We start from the raw sequence: 12,061 nt of genomic DNA on the forward strand, positions 1-12,061 counted from the left end.
CCACCGGGAGACATCGCGCCCGGAGCGCACTGTTGCTTGACTTTGCCCCCATTGCCGCCGATACTGAAATCAGCGGCCTGCAATGCGGTCAGGCCTTCACAACGCATGTATGCCGGGGATTTCCCTGGATGCGGCTTTGCCGCTTGAGGAGTTTTCATGGAAAAAGCGCTAAAAGACGCCATCACCATCTGCAAAACCCTGCTGCGCAACGGCTATGACGCCCACGTCATCAATGCGCCCGTGCAGGAACATCTTTTGAAACACAGCAAACAGCTGGCTGTGGACATCGCCTGTGAGCCCGACCTCGAGACGCTTCTCAAGCTCTTCCCCGAAGCCCGCGTCGAGCCGGACCAGCGTGCCATCGCCCAGATGGAAAAAGACGGCGTTCTTTTCCGTTTCTATGCCCTGGAAGTGGAGGATGCCAGCCATCCCGAGCTTTCCCTGCTGCGCATCACCCCCACCATGGCCAACATGATGGATCCTCAGGAGCGCCTGCAGCTGCGCATGACCGGCTTCGGCAGCCCGGCCCCCACCGGGGACGTCTATGACGGTTTCATGGACGTCAAGGGCGGCCTCATCCAGCTCACCGGCCTGCCGGACGAGACCCTGCGCCACAACTACCTGCTGGCCATCCGCGCCCTGCGCTTCGCCGCCAACTTCGACATCCCCATCGAGCCCAACACCTGGCTGGCCATCGTGCGTTCGTCCACCCGCGTGCTGGACTACGTGCCCGCCGCCGACATCATGGACGAATGGCGCAAAGTGGCCGCCGAATCCATGTACCGCTTCGTGAAGCTCATGTTCGACGCCCACATCCTCCAGGGCCTCATCCCCGAAGTGGCCGCCCTGGCCTGCATCCGCCAGCGCCGCAACGATGATGACGACACCGAGGAGACGGTCTTCGACCACACCCTGGAGTGCATGCGCCACTACCCCGAAGAAGGCTTCCACTACGACTGGCTGGGCACCATGGCCATGCTCTTCCACGATGTGGGCAAGCTCTTCACCGGCGAATATTTCGACGGCCAGTGGACCTTCTACCAGCACCACCGCGTGGGCGCCAAGGTCACCCGCAAGATCCTGCGCCGTCTGCACTTCAGCCCTGAAGACATCGACCTGCTCTGCCATCTGGTGCGCTACCACATGCGCTTCCACTTCATGCTCACGGACCGCGGCATCCGCCGTTTCAAGGCCCTGGACGAATACCCGCGCCTCATCGCCATGTCCCGTGCCGACATCCAGGCCCGCGACGGCAGCTACACCTACTTCAACCACAATATGAAGTATCTGGAGCGTGCCGAGACCCCCGAACAGATGCTGGAGCCCCTGCTCAACGGTAACGAGATCATGAGCGAGACCAAGCTGGCCCCCGGCCCGCTGGTGGGCGTCATCCGCGATGCCCTGCTCCAGGCCCAGATCGCGGGCGAAGTCACGGACCGTGCCTCGGCCCTGCACTTCGTGTGCGAATACGCCCGCAAGTCCGTGGGCTAGACGCCTCCCGCACCCTGCGGCCCCAAACGGGACCGCTCCGACACGACCATAAGGGAGAGGAAGCACGGCGCCATGCCGTCTCCCTCTCCCTCTCATATTCCCGCTCCGGCATTTTCCCGGCAGGCGGCCCTTGTGCCGGACACGGGGCCACAGCCGCCCCGCCGCCCTGCCTGTCCTCCAACCCACGGTCGAGCCCTGCCGTGGCACCCCCGAAGACCATGATCAATCTCCTCGACTATACCCTGCCCGAACTCACCGACTGGATGCAGAACGAGCTGGGCGAGCCCAAATTCCGGGCCGTCCAGGCCTGGCAATGGATCTGGCAGAAGATGGCCCGCGATTTCGATGCCATGACCAATGTCTCCAAAGCCTGCCGGGAACGTCTGGCCCAGTGTGCCGAGATCCGCTGGCCCGAGATCGTCACCGTGGAACAGAGCAGCGACGATACCACCAAGTTCCTGCTCCGCCTCCAGGACGGCGCCGAAGTGGAGACCGTGCTCATCCCCAGCGACTCCCGCGAAGGCGTGCGCCGCTGGACCCAGTGCCTGTCCTCGCAGGTGGGCTGCGCCATGGCCTGCACCTTCTGCAGCACCGGCACCATGGGCTTCGAGCGCAACATGACCATGGGCGAGATTCTGGGCCAGATCCTGGTGGCCCGCGAGCACCTGGGCGATACCCGCCCCGACTGGCCCGTGCTGCGCAACCTGGTCTTCATGGGCATGGGCGAGCCCCTGCTCAACCTCAAGAACGTCATGCGCGCCCTGGAGAGCCTCAACAACGACAAGGGCCTGAACTTCTCGCCCCGCCGCATCACGGTCTCCACCTGCGGCATCGAGAAGGGCCTGCGCGAACTGGGCGAGAGCGGCCTGGCCTATCTGGCCGTGTCCCTGCACGCTCCCACCCAGGAACTGCGCGCCCGCATCATGCCCAAGGCCGCCCGCTGGCCCCTCGAGGACCTGCTCCAGGCCCTCAAGTCCTATCCGCTCAAGACCCGCGAGCGCATCACCTTCGAATATCTGCTGCTGGGCGGCGTCAACGACGGTCTGGAACAGGCCCGGCAGCTGGCCCGCGTGGTCAGCGACGTCAAGGGCAAGCTCAACCTCATCGTCTACAACCCCTCCGAGGGCGATCCCTACAAGGCCCCCTCGCCGGAACGCGTGCTGGCCTTCGAGCAGTACCTCTGGGACCGCAACATCACGGCCATCATCCGCAAGAGCAAGGGACAGGACATCAAGGCGGCCTGTGGCCAGCTCAAGGCCGCCCGCCAGAACGAGGCCGGGGAACAGGCCTAGACAGGAATGCTTTCCGGGGGAAGGAGGCCCTTTGCCCGCGCTAACGTGCCTCCTTCCCCGTCCCCCATCCTCTTCAAACGCGCTTTTTCTAGAGCAGATGGGGAAAGCAGCTCGAAGACCGCCACAGGATTAGGAGACCCTTTTTATCCCCTCCCAGCGCCCCTCTGGACGCAGAAAAACAAATGTCCGGAAAGAGAGACGTGCAAACAAAAAAGACGCCCTCAGGGCGTCTTTTTTCGTTATCCGGAACGATAGGGGGCCATGCCGTGGAGCATGGCTGACAAGCTCAGGCGCGGGCCCGTCGCCCCGTGCCCCGGCGGCGATCCCACCACAGCCCGCGGCGGGCCAGACGGACAAGGACCAGCAGGGCCCAGAGCAACGCACAGCCCAGGTGGCCATGCTTGATGAGGGTGTACACAGGGCCGTAGAAGGAAAAGTCCTGGAAGTTGTGCAGAATCAGGCCCAGACCGGAAAGCATGAGCAGGGCCAGCAAGACCAGGCGCAGCATGCCGAAGGGGGTCAGGCTGTAGCTGCGCGAGCCCCTGACCAGCCAGACGATGGCCGCGTAGCTGGTCAGACAGAGCATGGCCGCTGCGGCCCAATAATGGGCCACTGTGCCCGAATAGGCTGCGGGCCGCAGCCAGGGAAGGGCCGCTTCGGCGTAGCGGTAGATCACGGGCAGATGCGCGAAGCCGCTGACCACCGCCCAGACCACGCTGATCCGCCACAGCAAACGGAAAAGGAAGCCGAACAGCGGACGGCGCTCAGTCCTCATCCTTGTCCCTCCAGTGGTCGCGCAGCAGGCGCAGGCCGGCCAGTGCGGCCCCGGCCAGCGGCGCAGCCAGCACCGTGCCCACAAGATCGTTCTCGCGTTCCAGACTGGCCCCGGCCGGGCGCAGGCTGGGCCGTCCGGCGGAGATCAGCCCCTGCCGCAGCAATGAGGCTTCGATATCCCGGAAGGGGATGGACGAGACATAGATCAGGCAGGTGCCGCCATTCTCCTGCAGACCGAAAAGATCGCCGTGCCGCTCCTCCGCCATGCGGCGGGCCAGGGCCGTCATCTCCGCATAGGGGCCGAAATGCTGCGCGCCGTGCGGGCAGGCTGCCACGCAGAGCGGGGGCTTGCCGTCGCTGATGATGTCTTCACAAAAATCGCATTTGAAGGTCTGGCCGTAGCCCAGGTAACCGGGCGCCAGATGCAGGTAGGGCCCCACCCCGGCCTGCAGGCGCGGGATGTGCCACGGGCAGACGGCGATGCACTGGCTGTCGCCGAAGCACAGGGACATCTCCGTGTAGACGGCACCGGTGGGACGTTGCCGGGCGGCCCCCAGCGGGCACAGGCTGACGCAGGGCGGGTTGAGGCATTGCAGGCAGCGCCGCGGCATGAAGACCCGGCGCTCGCCCCGGGCCGTCTGTACGGTACAGGATTGCAGATACAGCCAGTTGTAGGGGGTCAGGCGATCCGTGACGTTGCGCCGTCCCCACCAGTCGGGCTTCCTGTCCCGGCCCCAGCGGGAAGCCGGGATGGGCGATACCGGCTGGGGGACCCGGGCGGAGGCCCGCTCATGGCAGGCCTGCACGCAGGCCCCGCAGCCCGTGCAGGCATCCACATCCACGACCACAGCAAGGCAATCTTCCAGCCCGGCCGCCTGAGCCGGGGTCGCAGCTCCCCAGGCAGAGAGCATCCCCGCTCCCAGGCCGGCACCTGCCAGCGATTTGAGAAAGCCGCGTCGTTCCATATGATCAGGCCTCCTGACGCTGCTCCTTCTCAAAAGCCGGCGGCGGGCGCCAGTACCAGAACAGCGCCAGCAGGGGCAGCAGGCCGGCCAGCTCCGCCACTTCGCGCGGCAGGGCCAGGATCATGCCCAGCGACCACCACAGGCCCACGGCCACGGCGATGGCGGCCAGCATCAGCAGCCATTGTCCCAGGCTCATGGGACGGGCCACCCACTGGAAATAGCCCACAGTGAGGATGGCTACCCAGACCTTGGTGGCGGTCAGGGAGAGCGCGGCCCCTTCCAGCGGCATGGGCTCGATGATGGTCAGGCAGCAGACGATGTTGACCACCAGACCGCTCAGATAGAAAAAGAGCAGCAGGGTATGCTTCCTCATGCCTATCATGGCATAGGCCGCCAGATTGTGCAGGAAGGCCGTGGCCAGGCAGGGCGTCAGCAGGCGCTGGGCCGTGGCGGCCATCTCGTAGCCCGGGCCGTAGATGGTGGGCAGGAAGCGGTCGCTCTCCACGCAGATCAGGAAGATCAGCGGCAGGGAGGCCGCCCAGAGCGAGCGGGCCGTCTGCCCCGCCAGCTGACGGAACGCGGCCCTGTCCTGCGCCCAGTAGCGGGCCAGCAAGGGGAAGATGACCTTGCCGAGCAGCGCGCTGGAGACCAGCACGGACAGGCCTTCCACGGTCTCCCAGGCCACGTTGTAGCCGCCCACGGCAGCGTCGCCGCCGTAGTTCTTGAGGAAGAACACATTGATCTTGTTGTAGAACATGGCGCAGGCGGCCATGATGGTGAAGATGAAGCCGCTCTTCATCTTCACGGCCAGGTCGCGCACATTGTCGTAGCCGAACCCCACGAAGGGATTGCGGCCCAGAGCACGGAAGGCGAAGCCCGTGCAGAGGACGGATTCGATGAGCTTGTAGAGGGCGATGAAGATCAGGGGCGCTCCGGCCACCACGCAGACGATGCCGTAGCCTATGCCCAGCAGGGCCGAAGGCACGCGGATGCGCATCTCCACGTCCTGCCGCCCGCGGGCCTGGCAGAGCGCGAAGAAAGAGTCCGTCACCCCGTCGAGACCAAAGCCCGTAGCGATGAACAGGACGATGAGCCGCAGCTCGAAGCTGTACCCCAGCCAGTCCGTCACGAACCAGGTGACGATCAGGGCCAGCATCATGAAGCAGGTCTTGAGGCCCGTCACCTCGCCCAGCAGGGTACGGGGGCGTTCTTCCCGACGGGCGAACGTGGACAGCAGAAAGTCGTTGAGTCCCACGTCCGAGACGGTCTTGACCAGATAGCCGCAGGAAAGGGCCACGGCGATCTGGCCCAGCATCTCGGGGCTGCGCCGTGCCAGCAGGATGGTGAAGATGGTCCAGGAAAGGTCCCTGGTCCATTGGGCCCCCAGGATGTATCCCAGCTGGCGCGGCAGGCTTTTCAGCTTCATGGGCTACTCGGCAGCGCCAAAGCGCACCAGCGCCTTGAAGCCGGGCTTGAGCTCAAGCTGGCTGTTGGGCACGGTCAGTTCCACCGTGTAGTACGAGGGCTGGGCCACATCCATGTTGGTGGAGATCCACGAGATCTCCGTGATGGTGGCCGAGAACACCTTGTCGCCCAGCGAGGGGATCTCCACGCGGGCATGGCCGCCTTCCTTGATGCGGCCCAGGTCGCCTTCATAGACCGGCACCTGGATCAGCACGGGATCCAGCTGGCCCACGGTCACGGGCGTGGCCTGGGCAGGCAGCAGCACATCGGGATTGAGGTTGGGCATGAGCTGCAGCACATAGCCGTCGATGGGGGAGGTCAGCACCAGCTGATCCGGCAGGGTCTCGCCCTCCCGGATGGGCTGGCCGTAATAGCCTTCCAGTTCCTTCAGGCGGGCCCGGAAGCTCTCTTCGTTCTTCTTGATGGAGATCTGGGTCAGCTCGATGCGGTGCTGCAGGGAGCGCACGCTCTCTTCCAGACGCCCCAGGGCCTGGCGCGAGCCCAGCCCGGAAGCGGCCAGCTGGCTGGCGCGATTGCGCTCGGCGCGGGCCTGCACCAGTTCGCGCTCCAGATCGAGGATCTGGCCGCGCAGGCTCTCGGTGGCGGCACCGGTGGTTACTTCGCGCTGCAGCACGCGTTCGGCCTCGTCCTGCAGATGATAACGCACCAGCGGATCCCCGGCCTTGATGGCATCCCCGGGACGGACCAGCACCTCGTCGATGACGGCATTGAAGGGCAGACGCACATCACGCGTCACGGTGGCCACCACCTTGCCGGTGGCGGTGGTCTCCACGGCCATGGCCGGGGCGGCCAGCAGCAGACAGGCCAGCAGGGCCCAGAAAACGGTCAGTCTTTTCATTATTTTTCAATCTCCGTGGCAGGAAGGCCCAGGAAGCGTTCCTGCAAGAGGTTGGCGACGTACATCCATTCCAGATTGGCCAGCTTGAGTTCCAGTTCGGCTTCGATCAGCTTGATGCGGCTCTGGACCATGGCCTCGTGGGCGGAACTCATGGCAGGCATGTCGCCCAGACCGGTCTCGAAGGAGATGCGGGCTTCCTTGTAGCGCATCTCGGCCGTTTCGAAATGGACTTTGGCCAGGCGGCGGTTGGTCTCGGCCAGGGCCACGCGCTGTTCGCACTGCAGCCAGGTGTTGGAGTAATCCGTGCGCTTGCGCGACAGCTCATGGAAGGCCTGGGCCTTCTTCATGCGGGCCGCCTGCACGCCGCGATAGCGGCGGTTCCAGTCGATGAGCGGGAAGTCGAAGGTCAGGCGCCAGAAGTAGTCTTCCTGGCCGTCAGCGGGCTGGTACTGACCGGCGGGCGGGTTCTTGTCCACGCGGATGGTCATGTCGGGCACGTATTCGGCCCAGGCCAGCATGATGTTGTAATCGCCCAGACGGATCTGGGAACGCAGCAGCAGATTGTCTTCCGTGACCAGCCAGCGGTCTTCCCAGCGGTAATCCTTGCCGTTGAAACCGCGCAGGATGTCGTTGGCGCTCTTGCTGTCGATGTTCAGGCGCTGCTGCGGCTCCACACCGGCCAGGATCTTGAGGCTGGTGCGCTCCATGACCTCTTCCATGGTCATGCGCTCGCTGGTCAGCTCCACTTCGCGCTCGTGCTGCTGGGCCAGATTGAGGGCCACGCCCTGACGGCCGTCAGCGGACTCCAGCTGCTCCCAGTAACGGGTCGTTTCCCTGGCAAGGGGAGCGACTTCTTTCTGGATGCGCAAAATCTCGTTCTTGGCCTCCAGACGCAGATAGGCCTGGGCCACCTTGTAGATGGCCTCGCCCACGGCCTTGCGGTGCGTGGAGATGGCCAGGTTGACCATGATCTTCTGGGCCTGATGATTGAAATAGGACTCTACGGGGTTGGGGAAACGCGCGTAGAAGCCGATGCGGGGCACCACCTTGCCGTAATTGCTGGGCACGTCGTCACGGTCCGCATTGTAATAGGTCAGGGTATTGCCCACTTCCACGGTCATGCGGGGTTCGGGCAGATACTTCCAGACCGCATCGGTCAGGGCCAGACGCTTGATCTCCAGTTCCACGGCGCTGTTGACCAACAGCGGCGACTGCTGGATGGTCAGGAACACGCAATCCTCAAACGAGAATTTCTTGGCCGGGTCATAGAGGTTGGGGATCACGGCCTCGAGCTTGCCCTTGTTCTCCACCGGCACACCGGGCACGTCTTCCAGCCAGTGCTTGGCGGGCAGTTCCGGGGCATCCGACCCAGCCTTCTGCGAAGCACATCCCGAAAGCGCCATCCCGGCGCACAAGGCCGCCACAGCCAGTCCCCGTTTCCAGCGAACCCTTCTTTTCGTCATGGTCATTCCCTTGCGACAAATATTAGGCACCGGCGCCTTCCTGCGGCCGGACATCCTTTTCAAATTCCATCTGGTGCAATGTCAGCAGCACCCGGCCGTCCGCATCCACGACCTGGGCGTCATAGCGCTGCAGACGTTCATCGTCCCAGCCGCGGCGCAACTGGATGCGCCAGGGCATCCGGGCACCGCACAGCAGCCCAGTGTCCGCGAAACGGATGAAGCCGATGCCGCTCAGACGCCAGCCCTGCGGCCAGAGCAGACGTCCTCCGGCAAGCTCCGCCCGGGGGACGGTCTCTTCCATGATACGGCAGGCTGCCTGCAAAATGGCGTCCACAGCGGACAGCAAGCTACAATAGCCAGATTTGCCAGCCGGGGCAATGCCTTGCGCCATGCCGTCGAAGCGGCCCTGCCACAGGTCATCGCCCGCCGGAGCCAGCTCTTCCAGCAGTCGCCAGCCTTCCGCCATACCGCAGCCCGCGTAGAAGTCTTCCAGAGGCAGATCAGGGCCGGTAACGGCCATCTCGCCGTCCCACAGGGGCGGCAGGCTCCCCGCGGCAGCGGCCAGGAAGACCATGCCCCGTGCCAGAGGCGAAAAATGGTTGATGCGCCGCAGGTTCGGGGCCAGATCCCGGCTTTGCAGGCGCACATGGCACATGCGCGTCATCACGCCGTCCTGCAGCAGCCAGGACTGGGAACGGGCCGTGATGCGGCACTCCCGGGTCACGGCCTCGGGCAGGGGCAGGGGCGCGGCAAAGCGCAGGTCGGAGAACCCGGTGGGTTCCAGCCACGGCAGCTGCAAACGACCGCTCTCCAGCATGGTCTGAAGCAGTTCGCTCAGGGGCAGCCAGGGCTGGCCGCCCTGCGGCAGGGCACCATGCCCGGCAAGACGCGGATCGGCATAGCGGGAGAACTGCGCGCAGGCGAGCATCTGGCGGGAAGAAGGCCGGGCGGCTTCTGGCCAGGGCATGGCCTCGTGCGCCACAGCGGCGGAAAACACACGGGGGAAGAGCTCGGGCCGCTCCAGCCACTGCCAGTCACGGACGGGGGCATCGGCCGGGGCGCGCCGCCAGAGCACCCTGTCGGACGTCCCGTGCGTCAGGGCACGGGCCAGCAGGTCGCCCAGTTCGCGGGGGATGGGAGGCCGTCCGCCGTCGTCCACGCAGACCACCCGCCAGGGCAGGCCCAGCTCACGGGCGGCCGCTTCACCGGCTTCCTGCCAGGGGGCCGCATGGGCCGCATCACCGGCATGCAGCCAGCGCAGGGCATAGACATAGCGCACACCGCAGGCTTTGGCCGAGCGGCACAGCGCTTCCATCTCGTCAGCGGCCAGCGCCCTGTCCGCGGGCGCGCACAGCAGGATGCCGTCCAGGCGCCCGCAGGCACGATGCACGGTCTCGGGCAGGGCCGTGAGGGCCGTCAGCGCGGACAGGCCGTACAGGTGGCCGCCCAGTTGCTCCAGCGACAGACAATCTTCCAGCGCGGCATCAGGCAGGGCAAAGGTCATGCCTAGGGGAGCCAGCGCCCCCAGCAGCTCGGCCAGAGGCAATGCCTGGGCATCGGGCCCCCAGACAGCCAGCACGTCACCGGCGTGGGCACCCATGCCCCGGGCGGCCGGATCAAGGACCAGAGGCAACGGCCGGCCGTCTTCGTCGCAGCAGCCCAGATCGAAGCAGCACAGGGGCGGCAGATCTTCACCGGAGCCGTGCTGCGGCGCGCTCAGGGGAGCGACCTCTCCGGGCTCCCTCTCCGCCGGGGCAAGGCTGGCCAGCACGCGCAGCAGGTCGCCCACGGTGGCCACGTGCAGCAGGGCCTCGAAATCCACGCTGATGCCCAGTTCCTCCTCCACTTCCTGCACGATGAGCGGGAAGCGGCTGGAGCGCAGGGCCAGGTCATAGCGCAGATCCATCTCCGGCTTCAGGGAATCCGCGTCACGACCGCAGGCAGCGGCCAGGATCTCCAGTACCTTGCGGGCGGCCTCGGGCAGCTCGTCCCTGGCCGGAGCAGCCGCGCGCGCCGCCGGGGCGGCAGGGGCCTCCGCAGAGGCGGCCGGAGCAGGGGCCGCATCCAGCCAGCGCTGCCGGTGCCGCGCCACGCCGTCATGCGTCAGATGGCCAAGGGCATAGAGACGCGCGCAGGTCTGGCGCATGCCTTCGGCCTCCTTGCCTTTGCGGCCGGCAGCCAGGCACAGGGCCTGCGGCTCGATGTCGTTCACCAGACCGCACAGGGTATCCTGCGGGCCCACTTCCACGAAATGCCGGATGCCGTCGCGCTGCCACATGGCCTGCACGCATTCCACCCAGCGCACGGAATTCTCGTCCAGGTCGCCGATGTGCTCGCAGATGCCGGGCTGGTCGTCGGGATAGGGGCGCGTGGTGATGCAGCTGAGCATGGGGATCTGCGGCGCCTGCATGGCCAGGGCATTGAGACGGCGCAGGGACATGTCGCGCAGCACGCGCATGCTGGGGTGATGGAAAGCCAGGCTCACGTTGAGCATGATGGCCGGGATGCGGCGTTTGCGCAGGCTCTTGCGGGCCTCCAGCAGCACGTCGCGGGGGCCGCTGATGATGAACTGGCGCGGGGAGTTGTAATTGGAGACGTAGAGCTGGGGCCAGGTCTTGCGGGCCTCTTCGATGACCGAGGCCTCGGCGGGCACGGCCATCATGCCGGTCTCGCGGGTGGCGCGGGCCTCCAGTTCGGCCATGTGGGTGGAACGGGTGTCCAGGATGTACCAGGCCACTTCCGGTTCGTAGACACCGGCCAAGCACAGGGCGATGAGCTCGCCCAGGCTGTGCCCGCAAATGAGGGAAGGCCGCAGTCCCAGCGAGGCCAGGTGGCTCCACTGGGCGTATTCCAGCAAAAAGAGGTAGGGCTGCTGCCAGCGGGTCAGACCGATCTTTTCCACATCGGTCTCGTCCAGCAGGGCCAGCACGTCCCAGTCGGCGGCGCGGGCGATGCGGTCCATGGCGGCCCGGGCCGCCGGGAAGTGGTCGTAGAGCTCGCGGCCCATGCCGGGCCAGACGGCCCCCTGGCCGCAGCACATGACGGCCAGCGGCGGCACGTCGCCCTGCGGATGCAGCCAGATGCCCCGCTGCCCCATGGCTTCGAGGGCCGCGGCATCGGGACGGGCCCCGAGGGCCAGCAGTTCCTGACGCCAGGCGGGCACCACGGAGCCTGCGTGCCAGATGGCCCCGCCGTGCGGCAGGTCGGCGAAGCGCACGCCGTCACAGGCGATCTCCCCTTCTCCGGGCTCACAGGACGATGCGGGCATGTCGGGCATGCTCACCACGGCAGCCTCCGGCGCAGGAGCCGCCACGTCATCCTTGCGGGCAAGCAGCATGCCTTCCCAGGGGCCTTCGGGGCGGGGCTGGAGGAGCAGGACAGAACGGTCTCCACCGGCCAGCCGGGCCAGATCGCCGGGACCGGGGACAGCCGGAAGGGCCTCGGGCTCAAGACCGGGCCAAAGCCCGACAGCCAGAGGACGGAGCATGTCGAGCGCGGCGGCCGTGGCCTGCCCGCTGCCGGCGGGACTGAGGACGAGACGGGGGGCCTTGCCCCGGAGCTGGGGCAGGCGGGAAGCTTCTTCGAGGAGCAGGCGGCAGGACTCGCCGCTGTCGGCGCCCTCGCGCCCGGCAAGGGGCCAAAGTTCGAGAGCCGCAGACGCTCCGCAAGATTCGGGTCGTTGCATCGTAAGGATACCGGGAATACCGCCACCGGCGGGTAAGGGACCCGGAGGGGTCCGGTATGTACAGCCCG

At 66.3% G+C, this 12,061-nt stretch carries 8 protein-coding genes; 2 read left to right on the forward strand and 6 right to left on the reverse strand.

Annotation, left to right across the window (positions count from 1 at the left end):
* The first annotated feature begins 156 nt into the window (after nucleotides 1–156).
* Both ACQRCJ_RS04685 and rlmN read left to right on the forward strand, forming a co-directional pair.
* On the forward strand, nucleotides 157–1,491 hold the full coding sequence (locus tag ACQRCJ_RS04685; RefSeq protein ID WP_168934929.1) for an HD domain-containing protein: 1,335 nt from the start codon (nucleotides 157–159) through the stop codon (nucleotides 1,489–1,491).
* Nucleotides 1,492–1,709: 218 nt separating this feature from the next.
* On the forward strand, nucleotides 1,710–2,783 hold the full coding sequence (gene rlmN, locus ACQRCJ_RS04690) for a 23S rRNA (adenine(2503)-C(2))-methyltransferase RlmN (protein WP_427799414.1): 1,074 nt from the start codon (nucleotides 1,710–1,712) through the stop codon (nucleotides 2,781–2,783).
* Nucleotides 2,784–3,069: 286 nt separating this feature from the next.
* Here rlmN and ACQRCJ_RS04695 read toward each other — a convergent pair whose 3' ends face one another.
* From ACQRCJ_RS04695 to ACQRCJ_RS04720, 6 genes are read right to left on the reverse strand one after another with little or no spacing between them, the layout of a single operon-like run.
* Entirely contained in the window at nucleotides 3,070–3,558 is a 489-nt protein-coding gene (locus ACQRCJ_RS04695; protein ID WP_168934927.1) for a FeS-binding protein, read from the reverse strand.
* The gene (locus ACQRCJ_RS04700) at nucleotides 3,548–4,468 is read right to left on the reverse strand and encodes a 4Fe-4S dicluster domain-containing protein (protein ID WP_304045195.1); all 921 of its coding nucleotides are present in this window, start codon (nucleotides 4,466–4,468) and stop codon (nucleotides 3,548–3,550) included. The genes ACQRCJ_RS04695 and ACQRCJ_RS04700 overlap by 11 nt, the downstream gene beginning before the upstream one ends.
* Nucleotides 4,469–4,526: 58 nt before the next feature.
* Complete coding sequence (locus ACQRCJ_RS04705; RefSeq protein ID WP_427799415.1) at nucleotides 4,527–5,948, reverse strand: oligosaccharide flippase family protein; 1,422 nt, start codon at nucleotides 5,946–5,948, stop codon at nucleotides 4,527–4,529.
* Between the two features lie 3 nt (nucleotides 5,949–5,951).
* Complete coding sequence (locus ACQRCJ_RS04710) at nucleotides 5,952–6,845, reverse strand: HlyD family secretion protein (RefSeq protein WP_168934925.1); 894 nt, start codon at nucleotides 6,843–6,845, stop codon at nucleotides 5,952–5,954.
* Nucleotides 6,845–8,308 carry a TolC family protein gene (locus ACQRCJ_RS04715; RefSeq protein WP_240937639.1) on the reverse strand — a complete coding sequence of 488 codons (1,464 nt, stop codon included), beginning with the start codon at nucleotides 8,306–8,308 and terminating at the stop codon, nucleotides 6,845–6,847. The genes ACQRCJ_RS04710 and ACQRCJ_RS04715 overlap by 1 nt, the downstream gene beginning before the upstream one ends.
* A gap of 22 nt (nucleotides 8,309–8,330) precedes the next feature.
* Nucleotides 8,331–11,993 (reverse strand): acyltransferase domain-containing protein, encoded by a 3,663-nt coding sequence (locus ACQRCJ_RS04720; RefSeq protein WP_427799416.1) that lies wholly within the window; start codon nucleotides 11,991–11,993, stop codon nucleotides 8,331–8,333.
* Nucleotides 11,994–12,061 lie beyond the last annotated feature (68 nt).

Source organism: Desulfovibrio sp. SGI.102, from assembly GCF_050314315.1.
Classification (GTDB): Bacteria; Desulfobacterota; Desulfovibrionia; order Desulfovibrionales; family Desulfovibrionaceae; genus Desulfovibrio.